Source organism: Pannonibacter sp. CBAS1226, from assembly GCF_055685825.1.
Genome location: NZ_JBVOUO010000014.1, coordinates 44,684 through 60,589, shown reverse-complemented (window position 1 = coordinate 60,589; position 15,906 = coordinate 44,684). Strand labels below are relative to the sequence as shown.

Sequence of the window (15,906 nt, the reverse complement as noted above, 5' to 3'; positions counted from 1 at the left end):
CTCGGATTTGAAATGTTTGGCGACACCATCAAACCCGCTTCAACGCGGCATGGCCACACCCCGGAGGGTGAGCCAACTGTCAGGTAATTACCGTCTCAGGACACTGCATGCATTCTTCCGAGCAGTACGACTGTTGTCACTATCCGACTCATGCCAACTCGGGTTGAGCTTGACGCATCGTGAGTTCTCCAAGATTTTGTGATGATTGAGTAATCTCCCGACTTGACTCCTCAGGACCGACTAGCTTGCATCACGCCCCGCAGGCGCTGAGGCCAAGTGTGGCGGAAAGCGTCTCACCGGGGGCGAGGGTGGTCATGCCAAGGACGGGCTGGCCATCTGCGCCCAGCTCCGGCCTGTTCAGAATGTCCGGCGCGTGGCTGACCGGCTCGATGCAGAAGACATCCCGGCCCTGCGGCACGAAAACATGCAGGTGCCGGAAGGCGCCGCCGCCTGTCAGGCGGATGCGGGTGCGGCTGGCGGGTTGCAGGATTTCCGCTTCCGCCGGGGTCCAGCCGGCAAAGAACTGGTCCAGCCCCTCGAAGGCAGACAGAAGGGCGGGCTGGCCCGCGCCCATGCCGGCGAGCGGCTGCAGCGGGGGAACAGGCAGGCCCCTGTCACCGGCTGCAAATGTGCCTGCGGCCGTGAAGCAGACGGCCGTGTCCGGCTTGCGCGGAAAATAGGGGTGCAACCCGAAACCGAAGGGCAGGGGGCCTTCCGCCTCGCTGGTGAGGGAGAGGCTGAGGGCGATGCCGTCTGCCGAAAGCCTTGCCGCCAGTTCTGCCCGGTAGCGCCAGGGATGCTGCGGCGAAGCCTCCCTGTGCTGCAGCGTGATGCTCGCCGCATCGCGGCTCATCACCTGCCAGGCCCGGTTGCGGGCAAAGCCATGAATGGCCACCCGCGCTTCCGGCCGGTTCATGGGCAGGGTGAGCACTTCGCCGCCCCACGGGAAACGCCCGTCCGCGATGCGGTTGGCGAAGGGCGCCATGATGAAGCAGCCCGTGCTGAAACCGGCAGCGGGATCCGCCAGCGGCGCCAGCAGCGGCACCTCGAACCCGTCCGGATGCTGCCAGCTGGCCGCCAGCAGCGTGGCGCCATGGGCGGGGGAAAGCCGCAGGTGATAGCCCTCTGCGTGAAGATCCAGGGTCATGACAGGCCTTTCGGGCGGGGCAGCAGAGATGCCGGTTGACGGTTGTCATACGATCTATATGATATTCATATTATAACTTCCAGGACTCAGCCCGCGATGTATCTCGGAACACAGCTTCCCGCCCGCCATGATGACGACTACCGTGTCATGGCGCAGCTTGGTGTCAAGAATGTCTCTGCCAACCCGGATGGCGGCTGGCGCACATGGAACCGGGAGGTGCTGGAGCGCTTCCGGGAGAAGGTCGAGGGTTTCGGCCTGACGCTCGACATGCTGCAGCTGCCGATGCACTCGGCGCCGGTGGACACCCAGTCCTGCAAGGACATCCTGCTGGCCGGGCCGGACCGGGAGGCGCAGCTTGACGGCATCTGCCGCCTGATCGAGAACTGCGGCGCGGCCGGCATCCCCTCCGTGCGCTACAATTTCAACTATATCGGCATTCCGCGCACGCCGATGGAGCCGGGCCGGGGCGGCTACATGGCCGAAGCCTTCCGCTGGGATCTGGTGGACCAGAACGAGCCGGGGCCGGCCGGTGTGCTGGACGAGGACACCATCTGGGAGCGGATCGACTATTTCCTCGCCCGCGTGGTGCCGGTGGCGGAAGCGGCCAATGTGCGCCTTGCCTGCCATCCGCATGATCCGGCAACGCCTCCCGGCTACAAGGGCGTGACGCGGGTTCTGGGCTCCGTCGAGGGCATGAAGCGCTTCGTGCAGACGCGCGAGAGCCCGGTGCATGGCCTCAACTTCTGCATCGGCACGCTGGGCGAGATGCTGGAGGATGTGAGCGAGGCGGCCGAGGTGACCCGCTGGTTCGGCGCGCGCGGCAAGCTGATGAACATCCACTTCCGCAACATCGTTGGCAAGCGCTACTCCTTCCGCGAAAGCTTCCCCGACGATGGCGACATGGACATGCCGGCCATCATCGATGTGCTGCGCGACACCGGCTACAAATACATGGTGATGCCCGACCACGCACCGACCCTTTCCGGTGAAAACCAGCAGCAGGTCGCCTTCGCCTTCTGTTACGGCTACATCGCGGCGCTGTTGCAGACGCGGAGCTGACAGCAGGCCGGGCGGTGCATCGGCATGGTGGCAGAAGCCAGTGTGATGCATCTGATTTGTGGCAGGGCCTCTCCGCCCCCCTCCCCCTGGTGGGGAGGGGTAAGGGGTGGGGGGCTCTGAGCCTGTAACGGCTTAAGAAGCCCAACTTTTCCTGAAGAACCTGGAGATGAGGGGCTGTCTGAAATCAATGGACACTGTGCCAGACGGAAAGGCCTTTCCCCCCACCCCTAACCCCTCCCCACGAGGGGGAGGGGAGCTGAAAGGCCGCGCCAGAGTAACCAGACTGCTGGCTGTCCCCACAAACTCTCCGGCTCCAAGCACCGATGTGTGCACGCAGTAGCCACGACGGGGAGGGGGCGGAAAGACTGTGCCTCAGAAACTCCACCAACCCACACAACCTGAAACGGAAAAAACCATGTCCTCACCCCGGCGCGTTCATGTCGAGGCCAAGCCCGGCGATCAGAGCCTGTTGCTTCAGTCCGTGATCGACGCAGACGCAGCGCCGCTGCATCTGGTGCTGGAGCCCGGCATTCACCGCTCCGGCGGGGTTCGGTTGCGCTCCAATGTCACGCTGGAGCTGGCGAAGGGCGCGGAGCTGCATTTCATCCCCGATTACGAGGCCTATGCCGGCAACAGCGTGTCGGTGGTGGCGGAGGAGAGCGACCGGGGCATGCTGGTGGCCAGCGGCGCCTGCAACATTGCCATAACCGGCGCCGGGCGGATCTTCGGCGATGGCGCGGGTGCCTTCATCGTGGGTGAGGATGCGGACATGGGCACGCTCCGGGCGCAGAAGCTCAGGCCGCGGGTCATCGTGCTGGAAGACTGCAGGGATGTGCGCATCGAGGGCATTTCGATTGAAGATGCGCCGCTGTGGACCATGCATCTGGTTGGCTGCGAGAACGTGCATGTGGAAGGGGTGTTCGTGGACAACAACCGCCGCATGCCCAACACCGACGGCATCGTCATCGACGGCTGCCGCAATGTGCTGATCGTCCGCTCCGAATTCCGCACCGCCGATGACGGCATCGTGCTGAAGACAACGCGCCGCCCGGATGGCAGCCTGAAGGGAGCTTGCGAGAACATCACCGCGCGAGACTGCCTGATCGAAAGCCATTCCTGCGCGCTGAAAATTGGCACGGAAAGCTTCGCCCCCTTCCGCAACATCAGCTTCGAGGACATCCGCATCGAGAAGTCCAACCGTGGCCTTGGCATTTTTTCCCGCGATGGCGGGCTGGTGGATGGGGTGCGCTTTGCCCGCATCACGCTGGACTGCCACGAGACTCCCGCAGGCTTCTGGGGTTCGGGCGAGGCGGTGACCATCAACACCATCGAGCGCCGCCCCGAGGAAGGCCCGGCTGGCCGGGTCACCAACATCACCATCGAGGATGTGACCGGTTCCATGGAAGGGGCCATCAATCTGGTGGCGGAAAACCCGGGCGAAATCAGCAGCGTGGTGCTGCGCCGCGTGGCCCTGCGCCAGCATCCGGGCCGTTTCGGCACCGGCCTTGCCTATGACATCCGCCCGACGCCCGCCGACCGGTTTGACCGCTTCGAGGAGGAAAACGCCACCGGCCGCGTCAACGCCTGGCGCTTCGGCCCCGATGGCCGGATCATCGGCCTCATCGACTATCCCGGCGGCATGCCGGCCGTCTTCGCCAAGGACATCGAGGGGCTGGTGATGGAGGACGTCACCATCGACCGGCCCGAAGCGCTGCCGCAAGGCTGGAACGCGCAGGCGGTGGTGCTGGTCTGATACCAGCTCTCGATGGGCTCGCCTCATCGAGCGTTGGTCAAGCTCGTGCGGCGTCCGAGCAATTTCAAGGCGTGATGCGTCAGCATCGAAAGCCTTGGGATGAGAGGGAAGGGCAGACTGCCCCGCATCCTGCTTCTGCCTTTCTGTCCATCCCCCGGGCGGGGGATGCCGGATGTCTTCCTGCTGAAATAATGATGTTTCCAAGTTGGAGGCTCAGCATGAAGACCGCATCACATCTTTTTATCCGCGCCCTGCAGAAGACATTGCTGGCAAGCGCCATATTGCTTGCTCCCGGCGCTGCGGCAGAAGCCGGAATCGTTGTTCACGACACCGCCTGGGGTAAGAGTTGCAACAACTCGAAGAGCTTTTCGGTGAGGATGCGCAACACCGGCAGCTCGCCGAAGGACTTCCGCCTTTGCCTGCAGAAGTCCCATGGCGGCTGGGGTTGCTTCACCAATTTCAACACCAGCCCGGGCGAAGTCTATCCCACAAGCTGGGGCTTCATGGTGTGTGACGGCACCGGCCGCTACAAGTTCTGGGAGCGCGACACCGGCAGCAAGACCCCCTTCGGCAACCCGTAAATCCAACCTCCGGACAGAACGAAGCCGTGGGCAGTGCCGGGCTAGCATGGCGCTCACGGCCTCAACGCCCCGGTGCGCAAGCATTTTAAGCGCATCGGGGCGGCTTTTCCTGCGGGACGGCAGCGCTTTGTACCAAGGCTCTGAGATGCTGACGCATCGCGCCTTGAAAAGGCTCAAGCGCCGCACGGGCTTAACCGGCACTCGATGAGTCAGGATCATCGAGCGCCGGTACTACCCCTTTTCCATGGCAGAACGGAACCGGTCACATGGCAGCAACACGATCCGGCAGGCAAACCACGCGCCGCTCTGCGGCCGGAAGGCCTGATACCGCAGCCTCTTCGCTTCACCGCAGGGCACGGCAGCTGGCGTTTGCAGTTGCCGCAGGCCTGTTCTGCAGTGGCTTTCCGGCGGAAACCGGACGCGCAACCGTTCTGCCGGAAGGAAACTGGAGCTTCGCGGAGGCAGCCGCCAGTCAGGGTGTCCCTGCGGCGCGCTACCGCGACAGTGAGCTGTTCAGTGCCTTGACCTTCGACAAGACCACAAGGCAATGGCGGCTTCTGCTCCTGTCAGGGCATGACTGGTCCCGCGTCACGCGCCTCCGCCTGTCTGCTGTCTATGACGAAGATCCGGCCCGCAACCGGCCCCACCGGGTGGAGACGCTGGAGCTGGAGCCCTCGACCGTCAGTACCGCCCAATCAGGCCTGAAGGAAATCCTGAGGGGAACCTATGCCAGTCAGGCCATCCAGCTCACATTGCCGCGCACTTTCATCGTGCACCTTCAGGGAGCCGACAGGCTGACGCTGGAGGCAGGCGCCTTCCAGCATGTCATCGCCATGAACGGATCTGCAAAAGCCATTGCGCAGATCTATGCCGCGTTGGGCGAAGCGAGGGGTGGCGAAGGCAAAACGATCACCGAGATTGTCAGTCAGCCGGCTCAGGCATCAGCTCCGGCGCCGCAAGTGACCAATGCAGCTTCCGGTGCACATGCAACGGCTGCAGTGAATGCGGTGGCGGAGATACATGCTGCCTTTGCCTTTTGCGGGCGCCTGCGAAGCGCGGTGAAGCTCGAAGCCCACGGGGAATGCATTGTGGCTTATGTTGCCGCCATGGAGCAGGGCTTTGAAAGCGAGCCGCAGCTTCTGAAGGTCGAGAAACAGAAAATTGCCGCCGGAATAGTTGAAGATGTTCCAGTTTTCCTGAGGGCGAAATACCCGCCTCTTTCCATCGCTTCTGCCTGCGTGAAGGGAACGGAATCCGGAAGCGCCAAATCTTACCATGCCTGCCTCGAAAGCGCGGAGAGCTTTTACTTCACTTCGGTACAGGCAAACTTCAGAAGGACATACGAAGCCATCTGGCCGGAGCTTCTGGCGCAGGATCTGGACGGTTCGATCATCGCCGTCTTTTACGATGCCGTCAGCGCACCTGTTCCCGGCCCCAATCCCAGTTCCGGCCTTGCAGCCCCTGACGCGGCTCCCCAGAAGCCGCAGCCGGTCCTGATCATGCCATTGGGGGAGGAATGAGATGCCCTCATCACGCGTGATGCTGTGTCTGCTGCTGCTGCTGCCCGGATGCAACAGGACAGGCGAGCTGTTCGGCGGTGCGCTTGCCCAGGCCAGTGCGAACATCAACGAGACAAATCATCATCTCAACGTCCGCTACGGCTCTTGCGCCGCGGGCTACATCATGACGTCCAGAGGCTGCGAATTCGCCAGCCTGCGCCACAACAGCAAGGGAGAGGCCTTTGTCCTGGGCCGGTCCGGACGCTGGCACAGAACTGCGGCCTACGACTGATGCCGAACCGCCCGGCCCCTTCCTCCCGGCAGCGCCACTTCCGGCCCTCACGGTTTCAGGGAAAGTCCTGCCACGAGCCGGATGATGTCCATCTGGCTGGACGTGCCGGTCTTGCTGAAAACCGACTTGAGCTGCGACCGCACGGTCTCCCGCGTCACCGCGGCCTGATCGGCGATTTCCGACAGGTTCAGCCCCTCGAGGATGCCTGCGCAGACCCTGGCTTCTCCCGGCGACAGGCGGTAGCGGGCAGCAAGGCGGTCAAGCCGCGCCTGATTGCTGTCCTCACCGATCAGAATGGCGGCCACGGGTCCTGCGAAGAATTCGGCCGCAGGGCTGCGCCCGATCCGGATGATCTGGACGCTGGCATCCCGGCTGCTGAAGACCTCCGTTTCCCCCGGCGCCTTCCGCCGGAGCAGGAGCGCGCGCAGCACCGCCTGTGTCCCGGGATCGGCAAGCCGGATGCGGCCGGAGGGATCGAGGCCGGCCACCCGTCCGGATGCAAGCGCCTGTTCTGCAGCCGGGGACGCCTTGATGACCTTGAGATCCTCGTTGACCAGAATGAAGGCCAGCCCCGTGGCCATTCCGATGCCTTTTCCGGCATCCAGCACATCCGCGTGGAACTCTTCGGACCGGTAGTAGCGGAACACCCGCTGCAAATGCGGGGCGATACGGGTCAGGACTTCTGCACGCTCGAGGTTCCGGTCAGTGTCCACATCGTCCGTCAGCATGCTGAGCAGGAAATAGAAGCTCTGGCTCTTGAACAGCGTGAGGCCGATGCCCGTTTCGAGGCCATTCTTGCGCACATAGTCGGAATAGTACTCGCTTCTGTTGAAGTCGTTCCGGGATATGATCTCCTCGCCGATGACGCCCCGTCCGAGCGGCGTCGCTGCAACGCGCCGCATCCATGGATTGATGTTGCTGTAATAGCGCTCATAGTCAGCAAGGGCATCCTGCCGCCCTTCGGCCCCGGCCACATAGGCGACACCACCCGTGCCGGCCGTGAAGTTGTGGAAGAAAAGCGTCGAAAGGCTGCCGGGCGTGCCGCCGGTCAGCTCGTCCAGAAAGCCCTGCCAGCTGCTCTCGCCAAGCAAGGCCGCGTAGATCGCAGCGGTCAGTTCGCTTGTCTTCTGCTCAATGGTCTGCACGGCCCAGCTTTCCGCATTCATGTTCTGCGGGGCGGAAAGAACATCTCCCCCGGCAGGAAAGCCCGGGGCACGCCATCAGGCCCCACCCCGTCAGCTCCTTACAAGCTGCAGGAAACTGCGGCCAGGTTCAAGAGGCGGCGGCCGGTCCGGCGTCTGCGCCAGGGCTGCGCCCGCGATCACCCGGCCTGTCCGTTCCACCCGAGCCCCTGCATCAGCGCCCGCCGCGCCGCTGATGGCCTTTTCTTCTGACCACAGCAGGAAACACCATGCCCCTTCGCCTCCTTCTGTCTCTTGTCCTGGTGCTCGGCAGTCTCGTGCAGCCGCTTGCAGCCCTGCACGCCATTCATGACGGTCAGAACCGCTTCGATCTGTTCGAGCGCAGCCTGAAGACTTCCAGCCCTTCGGAACGGGCAATGATCCGCGGATATCTTGCGCAAAGCCACGCGGACACGCCGGAGGGCCTGTTCTCTGCCGCCTGGATCGCGGGCAGGGATGGACGGGCGCGTGACGAAATCCGGCTCTACGAGGCTGCAATCGAAGCCGATCCCGAGCTGACCACCGCCTATATCAATCTCGCTCTGGCGCATGAACAGGCCGCACGTCCGGAGGCCGCGCGTGACCTCTATGACAAGGCGCTTGCCACCGCCCCCTTTGATCCGGATCTGGTGAGGAACGGCTTCTTTCTGCGAAAGGCGCATTTCGGCGGCAGGCCGGCAGCGATGGATTTTCTTGCGAAGTGGGAGGCAGAGGTTGGCAGCCTGGACTACGCCTTCGACTTCGTGCGGGCGCTCGATGCCGAAGCCGGGGGGCAGCATGAGGAGGCTGAAAAGCTGTACCAAAGCGCAATCGCCAAGGACGGCTCTTTTGAAGTCTATGAAAGGCTCGCCAGACTGCAGCTGAAGAAATACACGGCAGACACCACCCCGGCAGCCGAAAGGCTGGCCCATGTAACGCGTGTTCTGGCGCCGCTGCTGGAGCCCGATGGCAATGCCGCCGCTTACTATCTCATTGGCAGAATGATCCGCGATGATCTGGATTCCAGCCGCACGGCCATCACGTTTCTGAAGGCCGGCTTCGACCTTGATCCGTCAGCAGAGACCGCCGAGGAGATCTTTCTCGCAATGTCCCTGCATGATGCCGCTGCGGCGGTTGCCTTCCTGCAGGACGCAGAGCGCAAACTGCCGGAAAGTTACTCCCTGAAACTTTCGATGGCCTGGATGAACTCCAGCTTTCTGGCACATCCGGACGAGGCAACTGGCCTTGCTCATCAGGCCTATGCTCTGGCCCCGCATGATGACGGACGGCTTCAAGCCCTGCTCATGCTTGGCAACATTGCGCAGTCCTACGCCAACTTTGACGCTGCCTATGAGATTTTCCGCGAGAAACTGGCCCTTCCCTGGGCGCCTCAACGGCGGCGCCAGCTGCTGAGGGCGATGGTGGACAACAGGATTGGTGCGCAGAAGTTCAACCAGGCCAATGCGCATCTCGACGAGCTGAAGGCCTTGGGCGGCGAGGCGGAGAAATGGCTCTCTTGGAAGTCCTCGGTGACCGCCAATGCCCTGCGCCTGCAAAGGCAAATGCAGGAGCCGCGGATTGTTGAGCGGCCGCTGGCAATCGGCTCCCGCGAGAAGGTCAGTGTTGGATTTGCCTTTGGCTCCGATGGCCTGTCCCGCAAGGGCCTTGCGCAGTTGGATGAGGTTGCGGCGTTTCTGAAGTCAGCGCGCGGCGCCGGCCTCTCCCTCTCCATCGAGGGGCATACCGATGCGGCGGGAAGCGCGGCGGTCAACGACAGCCTGTCCCTTCGCCGCGCCCGGTCTGTCCTGACCTACCTGACGCTCACGCATGGCATCGAGGCCGGAAGGCTTCAGGTGTCAGGTTTCGGCTCCCGTTTTCCGGCCGCCAGCAACAGCAGCCGGAAGGGCCGCAGCGTCAACCGGCGCACGGAACTCCGCCCGGTGCCTGCGGACAGTCCATCGTCTGCGTCCCTTGCGCTTGCGGACAGGGGCAGTGCGTTTGATCCGGGAGCCTACCGGGCGGTGCTGGGGTCTGAGCCGCCGCAGATCCATGATCTGCGGACCATGGTGCCGCTGGTCCGTCTCTATCGCGGCCGGGATCACCGCTTTTCCCCCGATGGCCGCTATGTTGCATCCATTTCGAGCTATCGGGAGGAGAGCGGGCACGCCACTGAAGCGGCCTATGTCTACGATGCCTCGACGGGGCATGCCGTTGCGCAGTTGCATGAAGCGTTGGAGATTGTGGATCTCGTCTGGCGGCCGGATGGCGGGGCCATCGCCTATGCCACAGCTGACGGCTTCCTGAAACTCTACGACATCAAGGCCGCTGCATTCACGGCCGTGACCCGGATGGGGCCGACCCGCATCGGCGGTCCGCTGGCATGGTTTCCGGACGGGAGCGCGCTTGCGAGCGGTCAGCACCGCCTGCAGGAAATCACCATCTATGATCCCCGGACCCTTGCCGAACGCCGGCGGCTGCAGGGTGTGCAGTGGCCCCATGCACTGGGGGTCAGCCCGGATGGCCGGTTCCTCCTTGCCTTCGACAACCGCCTCGATATGAGTGTCTGGGAGACAGGCTCATGGGCAGGACCGCAGCAGGTCCGCGTTCCGATGATCCCGTACCGGCTTGTCTTTCACCCGGACCTGCCGCTTGTGGCCTTTAACGCCCGGTTCGAGGCAAACGGCACAGCGTTTACCGTCATGAATTTCGAACAGTTGCGGACAACCGCCACCTGGCCGGGCCGTGGCAGCCATGCGATCGGCCTTTCCGCTGCCGGTGACAGCGTGCTGGCTGCCAGCGGCACTGATCATCTCGTCTTCAGCCTTCCCTCTCTCAAGCTGCTTCGCGGCTTCCGCGCACAGGAGACCACAACCGATGCCCAAGACTGACAAGCCCTCATGGCTCCTCAGCCGCCGTGCCCTGCTTGCCGGTGGCCCTGCCGCCGCCCTGTCGCCCTTGCTGGGTGGTGCTGCATCAGCAGCGGTCAGATGCGACGTCCGCAAAGACGATGGGGACTGGAGCGTTGAACTGGATCCGCTGTTCGACGGCGATCCGGCTGGCGCTGACATTGCAAAGCTGGAGGTGGCGCATTCCTTCTTTTATGGGTCGCCTTACGGAGCTTCGGCAGGAACTCTTATCATGGAGCCAGAGCTCGGGTTCTCGATCAGCCTGTATGTTGCGGCAGGAAAGATCATCGAAGGCACCGTGCAGGTGTCTCCGCTCGCCTATGGCTCCAGGAGCTATGCCGGGTTCACCTCCGGGGAGCCCGCCATCCAGTACTGGCCGCGCCTTGATCAGCAGGATCACGGCATTCGTGCCCACGAGGAGCACAGGGCAGGAATGGGCGTCTATTTTCTTCTGACTGCGGCCAACGGGCAGGCGGTGCGGCTGGAAGGGAAAATCTCACGCGGAAGACGCAGCCCGATCCCGGGCATGAACAGCGGTCTTTCCGATTCAGAGGACCCTGTCGAAGTCAAGTTCACCCTCCAGGGTGAGACCGTTGCAAATCAGCTGGTTCATTTTTTGCGCAAGCAGATGCCGGTGACGGCCGAAACCGGGATTTTGTTCCCGGACGGCCGCCGGGCTGCCGTGTTCAGGCAGACGCTGGCTGGCGAGGGGCCTGACAGGATCTACAGGGAGGCACTGGCGGAGCTGAGCCACAAGCTGCAGGCCGTTTGGGATTGTGAAGCTGTCGACAATCCCTGCTTCCTGACGACGGCCTGCTGCCTCGCCTTTGGCCGTCCCGATGATTGCTTCGAACTGCAGACCCTGCGCCGTTTCCGGGATGGCTGGCTTCTGCGCCAGCCCTTCGGCCCGGACGTTGTCTCGCATTACTATGCGGTGTCGCCGCCGATCCTGTCCCGGCTGGCTGCAAGCCCGGAAGGGAAGCGGAAGCTGCGGGCCCTTTACTGGACACGGATACTCCCCTGTGTGGCACTGATCCGCATTGGCGCCTACAGGCGTGCCTATGCGCTTTACCGTGAGATGACGGGGCGGCTTGAGAGGGAGTTCCTGTCCGGGCGCTTTTGACTGTTTGCCCGCCCCCCAGCCTCACCCCCGCACCGGCTTCTCCACAAACGGCCCGCCCTGGTAGAGGGCGCTGGGGGAGGTGGGGGCTGGTTTGGGGACTTCGGCCATGATGCGGGCGCGGTGAGCGGCGGCGTTGTCCTTCGGACGCCAGCCGAGGAAGCTGGCGGCGCGGTTGTCCCACCAGCAGGCGTCATTGTCCGATACGCCCCAGACGACCGGGCAGCCGAGCCGCGGCACGGCGAAGACGTGATCGATCAGCGAGGCAAAGTCGTCATAGGAGAACCAGGTGGACAGCATGCGCTGATCACGCGGGGCCTCGAAGCACGAGCCGATGCGCACCACGGCGGTTTCCTGGCCGAACTTGTCGAAATACATCTGCGCCATCAGTTCCATGAAGCACTTGGACAGGCCGTAGAGCCCGTCGGGCCGCATGGGAGCGCGGGCATCGAGATACTCATCCTGCCGGTAAAACCCGACCGTATGCAGGGAGCTGGCCAGCATGATGCGCGGCATGCCATGGGCGCGGGCGGCCTCGAACAGGTTGAAGGTGCCGGTGATGTTGCCATGAACCACGGTGGCAAAGGGCTCCTCGCCCGACACGCCGCCGAGATGAACGATGCCGTCGCAACCTTCCACCAGCGCCATCACGCTGTCCCGGTCGCCCAGATCACAGGTCACCAGCTCCTCGTGACTGGCGGCCTCGCCCAGGCTGACGATATCGGACAGGCGCAGCTTGCCGGCGAGCGGGGCAAGCTTCTGCCGCATCACGCTGCCAATTCCGCCTGCGGCGCCGGTGATGAGAAGACGTTCCACGGAAATCTCCGGAAGATGAGGCGCGGCGCGCAGGGCCGGGCATGAGGGCGGCAAAGCCTGTCAAACCGGCCCGGACCTTGCGCCTGCGCGAAGGAAAGACGGCGGATCCCGGAGCGTGCTGCTGGCCATGATCCTGCTGAAGTCATACATGAAGCGCCATGAGGCGGCAACCTGTCATATGAGTTTGCCGGCCCGGCTTGAAGCGAAACGCCGGCTGTGAGATGGTTCCGGACGAAATACAGGGCTGATGCGGCACGGCTTGAGTCGTGGCGCGCTGCTCCTGCCGGGGCGCACTGCCACGGGCGGGGGCAGATCAAGGACAGGGTCTGGATGTGGCAATAGAGGCGAAACAGCCGCGTGCTGGGGCAAAAGGCAAGGGAACGCTGGTCACGCAGCTGGTCGAAAAGCTGCGGGATGCGATCCTGGCGGGCGATTTCAAGCCCGGCGAGCGGCTGCCCAGCGAAGCGCAGATGACGCAGGACTACAACGTCAGCCGCACGGTGATCCGCGAAGCTGTGGCGGCGCTGAAATCCGACGGGCTGGTGGAGCCCCGGCAGGGTGCGGGCGTGTTCGTGCTGGATGTGCCTGAGCCGGTTTCCCTGCCTTTCCAGAATGTTGACCGGGACCGGGTGTCCTCCGTCATCGAGCTGCTGGAGCTGCGCATTGCGGTGGAGGTGGAATCGGCCGGCCTTGCCGCCTTGCGCCGCTCGCCGCAGCAGGAAGAGGCGATCCTTGCCCGGCATGACGATTTCTACGAGCGCGTTCAGGCTGGTGAACCGGCTGTCGCTGCCGATTTCGCGCTGCATCTGGCCATTGCCGAGGCGACGAACAACCCGCGTTTCTCCGAGTTCCTGACCATGATTGGCCAGGCCATCATTCCACGTTCGGCGCTCAGCGAAGGCAAGGAGCCTGCCCCGCAGCATGATTACATGCTGCAGATCCACCGGGAACACGCGGATATTGTCGAGGCCATTTCCAATGGGGATGAAGCGGCCGCACGGGCAGCCATGAAGCTGCATCTGCGTGGCAGCCTGTCCCGGTACAGGGCTGCTTATCATACTGGTTTGCGAAATAGATAATATGACTTCTTGACAGCTTCCCCGGACCTGAATAACGTGGCTCGAAATCATGGAATTGGATGGAGAGCTGCATGCGTCCGCAGGAAATCAAGAGTGCTCTCGGGTCCGGGCTGCTGTCCTTCCCGGTCACCCATTTTGATGCATCGGGCGCCTTTGCCCGCGCCAGCTATCAGGCGCATGTGGAGTGGCTGTCCGGCTTCGATGCGCCGGTGCTGTTTGCCGCCGGTGGCACGGGTGAGTTCTTCTCGCTGAAGCCCGGTGAAGTGCCGGAAATCGTGCGGGCTGCCAAGGACGTTGCCGGGGATACGGCGATCGTGTCCGGCTGCGGCTATGGCACGGAGGTGGCGGTGGAGATTGCGCAGGGCGCGCAGGCCGCCGGTGCCGATGGCATCCTGCTGCTGCCGCATTATCTGATCGATGCGCCGCAGGAAGGGCTCCATGCCCATGTGAAGCGCGTGTGCCAGTCGGTCGATATCGGCGTCATGGTCTATAACCGCGACAATTCGGTGATCCTGCCGGATACGCTCGCTCGCCTGTGTGATGAGTGCCCCAACCTGATCGGCTTCAAGGATGGCACCGGCGACATAGGGCTGGTGCGCCAGGTGACGGCGAAGATGGGTGACCGGCTGATCTATCTGGGCGGCATGCCGACGGCAGAGCTTTTCGCCGAAGCCTATCTGGGGGCCGGCTTCACCACCTATTCCTCGGCGGTGTTCAACTTCGTGCCGGGGCTGGCGGTGGAGTTCTACCGCGCGCTGCGGGCTGGCGACCGGCAGGCCTGCGAGCGCATGCTCAACGAGTTCTTCTATCCCTTCATGGCCATCCGCAACCGCGGCAAGGGCTATGCGGTGGCCGCGATCAAGGCGGGCGTCCGGCTGCAGGGCTTTGCGGCCGGCAAGGTGCGCGCGCCGCTGTGTGACCTCAGCCGCGAAGAGGAAGAGATGCTGGACAAGCTGATCGCCCCGTACCGGCGCGAAAAGGCGGCCTGAAACCGGCGAGCTTGTCTCATTGAGAGCGGGGCAAGCCCGTAGGGGGGAGCCTGCAAGTTATGCCGGCCGGATTATTCCGGCAGGGGGAACTGGCCCATGGCCGGATGATTTTACAGGCGGAACCTGAGGGGGGTAGCCGCCAGGACTGGGAGGAGTGGAAAATGCGTTCTGGAATCATGGTGGCCCTGATGGGCAGCGTAGCATTCATGGCGGCAGCCTCCGGCGCTTCCGCCGAGGCGCTCAAGGTCTGGTCGCGCCAGACGGATGAGTCTGCCGTCATCCTGAAGAACCTCACCAAGGCTTTCTCCGAGAAGACCGGCATCGAGGTCGAAACCTACAACACCGGCATGGACTTCGAGCAGCGTCTTGCCCGCGCCGCCGCTGGCCGTGATCTGCCGGATGTGGTGATCAACGACGATTCTGCTCTGGGCCAGATGCTGAAGATGGGCATCATCCAGGAGATCGATCCGGAGAAGATCGAGGGCAGCAGCCAGATCGCCGAAAACGCCTGGAACAGCGCCAAGGGCGCCGATGGCAAATATTATTCCGTGCCCATCTCGGCGCAGGCCTTTGCCTATTTCATCCGCAAGGACTGGCGCGAAAAGGTCGGCCTGCCGCAGCCCACGACCTGGGAGGACCTGCACAAGCTGGCGGTTGCCTTCACCAAGGAAGATCCGGACGGCAACGGCAAGGATGACACCTTCGGCATGACCATCCCGGGCTCCACGACCCGCGGCTACACCAGCTGGTTCATGAGCAACTTCATCTGGGGCGCGGGCGGCGACTTCGTGAAGCAGGAGAACGGCGGCTTCAAACCGAACCTCAACAATGAGGCGGGGGCTGCGGCGCTCGGCTTCGTGCGCGGCCTGTTCTGCGAAGGCCTGGTGCAGCCGGGTGCGATCAACGCCACCACCGGCGATGCGCTGCCCACCTTCCGCTCCGGCCAGACGGGCATCTTCCTCTCCGGCCCTTACCACATTGCCCAGATCAGCGAACAGCCGGGCGCGGATGTGGTCGAGGTCATCGCGCCTCCGGCCGGCCCCGGCGGTGTCGCCGCGCTTGCCGAAGGCACCAGCGCCTACATCATGGCAGGCTCCAGGAACCGCGAGGCGGCCGAGAAGTTCATCGCCTTCGCCATCTCGCCCGAGGGCCAGGAAATCGGCATCGCACACAACACCGGCCACACGCCGCTGGTGCGCCTGCCGGTGAACCAGCAGGTGGATGTGAATGCGGTGCGCCAGGATCCCCGCTGGGCGACGTTGAAGGAGGTGTTCGACACCAGCGGCCACTATGTTCCGCCGGTTCCGAACTGGATCCCGATCCGCATGCTGACGGCCGAAGGCTTCAACAAGATCCTCTCCAACTGCAATGCCGATATTCCGGCAGAGCTGGCGAAGATCGATGAGGAAATTGCCACCGAACTGCGCAAGCAGAAGGCTCTGGCCGAGTAAGGTGTCACGGCCGGTTCCGGGTAGTGTACCCGGAACCGGCCTTCTCATTGCAAG

13 protein-coding genes are annotated in these 15,906 nt (G+C 63.6%); 10 read left to right on the top strand and 3 right to left on the bottom strand.

The annotated features are described in order from the left end of the window. Nucleotides 1-250: 250 nt before the first annotated feature. Entirely contained in the window at nucleotides 251-1,147 is an 897-nt protein-coding gene (locus AC0CMF_RS23540; protein WP_374630455.1) for an aldose epimerase family protein, read from the bottom strand. 96 nt (nucleotides 1,148-1,243) lie between these two features. Here AC0CMF_RS23540 and AC0CMF_RS23535 point away from each other — a divergent pair, with 96 nt between their 5' ends. The 5 genes from AC0CMF_RS23535 (at nucleotide 1,244) to AC0CMF_RS23515 (ending at nucleotide 6,331) form a co-directional block, all read left to right on the top strand. Next, nucleotides 1,244-2,206 (top strand): mannonate dehydratase, encoded by a 963-nt coding sequence (locus AC0CMF_RS23535; RefSeq protein ID WP_374630457.1) that lies wholly within the window; start codon nucleotides 1,244-1,246, stop codon nucleotides 2,204-2,206. Nucleotides 2,207-2,621: 415 nt separating this feature from the next. After that, the gene (gene pglB / locus AC0CMF_RS23530) at nucleotides 2,622-3,959 is read left to right on the top strand and encodes a polygalacturonase PglB (RefSeq protein ID WP_374630459.1); all 1,338 of its coding nucleotides are present in this window, start codon (nucleotides 2,622-2,624) and stop codon (nucleotides 3,957-3,959) included. Between the two features lie 218 nt (nucleotides 3,960-4,177). Beyond that, nucleotides 4,178-4,540: a hypothetical protein gene (locus tag AC0CMF_RS23525; protein ID WP_050475308.1), complete on the top strand. Its 363-nt coding sequence runs from the start codon at nucleotides 4,178-4,180 to the stop codon at nucleotides 4,538-4,540. A gap of 266 nt (nucleotides 4,541-4,806) precedes the next feature. Then, nucleotides 4,807-6,060, top strand: coding sequence for a hypothetical protein (locus AC0CMF_RS23520; protein ID WP_374630461.1), 1,254 nt, complete (start codon nucleotides 4,807-4,809; stop codon nucleotides 6,058-6,060). Nucleotide 6,061: 1 nt separating this feature from the next. Further along, a complete protein-coding gene (locus AC0CMF_RS23515; protein ID WP_374630463.1) occupies nucleotides 6,062-6,331 on the top strand; it encodes a hypothetical protein in 270 nt (89 codons plus the stop codon). Nucleotides 6,332-6,378: 47 nt separating this feature from the next. Here the strand turns inward: AC0CMF_RS23515 and AC0CMF_RS23510 are convergent, their stop codons facing one another. Beyond that, entirely contained in the window at nucleotides 6,379-7,476 is a 1,098-nt protein-coding gene (locus tag AC0CMF_RS23510) for a helix-turn-helix transcriptional regulator (protein WP_162936506.1), read from the bottom strand. 266 nt (nucleotides 7,477-7,742) lie between these two features. On the opposite strand from AC0CMF_RS23510, the gene AC0CMF_RS23505 reads away from it, so the two are divergent. Continuing rightward, nucleotides 7,743-10,379, top strand: a complete 2,637-nt coding sequence (locus AC0CMF_RS23505) for an OmpA family protein (RefSeq protein WP_374630465.1) — start codon at nucleotides 7,743-7,745, stop codon at nucleotides 10,377-10,379. Further along, complete coding sequence (locus tag AC0CMF_RS23500) at nucleotides 10,366-11,520, top strand: CFI-box-CTERM domain-containing protein (protein ID WP_374630467.1); 1,155 nt, start codon at nucleotides 10,366-10,368, stop codon at nucleotides 11,518-11,520. Before AC0CMF_RS23505 ends, AC0CMF_RS23500 begins: the two co-directional genes overlap by 14 nt. Before the next feature lie 21 nt (nucleotides 11,521-11,541). On the opposite strand, the gene AC0CMF_RS23495 is transcribed toward AC0CMF_RS23500, so the two are convergent. Then, nucleotides 11,542-12,333 (bottom strand): NAD-dependent epimerase/dehydratase family protein, encoded by a 792-nt coding sequence (locus tag AC0CMF_RS23495; protein ID WP_374630469.1) that lies wholly within the window; start codon nucleotides 12,331-12,333, stop codon nucleotides 11,542-11,544. 332 nt (nucleotides 12,334-12,665) lie between these two features. Here AC0CMF_RS23495 and AC0CMF_RS23490 point away from each other — a divergent pair, with 332 nt between their 5' ends. From AC0CMF_RS23490 to AC0CMF_RS23480, 3 genes are all read left to right on the top strand, one after another. Next, the gene (locus AC0CMF_RS23490) at nucleotides 12,666-13,412 is read left to right on the top strand and encodes a FadR/GntR family transcriptional regulator (protein WP_050475314.1); all 747 of its coding nucleotides are present in this window, start codon (nucleotides 12,666-12,668) and stop codon (nucleotides 13,410-13,412) included. 71 nt (nucleotides 13,413-13,483) lie between these two features. After that, a complete protein-coding gene (kdgD, locus tag AC0CMF_RS23485; RefSeq protein WP_374630471.1) occupies nucleotides 13,484-14,401 on the top strand; it encodes a 5-dehydro-4-deoxyglucarate dehydratase in 918 nt (305 codons plus the stop codon). Nucleotides 14,402-14,562: 161 nt separating this feature from the next. After that, on the top strand, nucleotides 14,563-15,852 hold the full coding sequence (locus tag AC0CMF_RS23480) for an ABC transporter substrate-binding protein (protein WP_374630473.1): 1,290 nt from the start codon (nucleotides 14,563-14,565) through the stop codon (nucleotides 15,850-15,852). The last annotated feature ends 54 nt before the right edge of the window (nucleotides 15,853-15,906 follow it).

Bases quoted from the DNA above. Each gene is read 5' to 3' on its own strand.
- AC0CMF_RS23540 (WP_374630455.1), bottom strand. From the start codon at position 1,147: ATGACCCTGGATCTTCACGCAGAGGGCTATCACCTGCGGCTTTCCCCC.
- AC0CMF_RS23535 (WP_374630457.1), top strand. From the start codon at position 1,244: ATGTATCTCGGAACACAGCTTCCCGCCCGCCATGATGACGACTACCGT.
- pglB (WP_374630459.1), top strand. From the start codon at position 2,622: ATGTCCTCACCCCGGCGCGTTCATGTCGAGGCCAAGCCCGGCGATCAG.
- AC0CMF_RS23525 (WP_050475308.1), top strand. From the start codon at position 4,178: ATGAAGACCGCATCACATCTTTTTATCCGCGCCCTGCAGAAGACATTG.
- AC0CMF_RS23520 (WP_374630461.1), top strand. From the start codon at position 4,807: ATGGCAGCAACACGATCCGGCAGGCAAACCACGCGCCGCTCTGCGGCC.
- AC0CMF_RS23515 (WP_374630463.1), top strand. From the start codon at position 6,062: ATGCCCTCATCACGCGTGATGCTGTGTCTGCTGCTGCTGCTGCCCGGA.
- AC0CMF_RS23505 (WP_374630465.1), top strand. From the start codon at position 7,743: ATGCCCCTTCGCCTCCTTCTGTCTCTTGTCCTGGTGCTCGGCAGTCTC.
- AC0CMF_RS23500 (WP_374630467.1), top strand. From the start codon at position 10,366: ATGCCCAAGACTGACAAGCCCTCATGGCTCCTCAGCCGCCGTGCCCTG.
- kdgD (WP_374630471.1), top strand. From the start codon at position 13,484: ATGCGTCCGCAGGAAATCAAGAGTGCTCTCGGGTCCGGGCTGCTGTCC.
- AC0CMF_RS23480 (WP_374630473.1), top strand. From the start codon at position 14,563: ATGCGTTCTGGAATCATGGTGGCCCTGATGGGCAGCGTAGCATTCATG.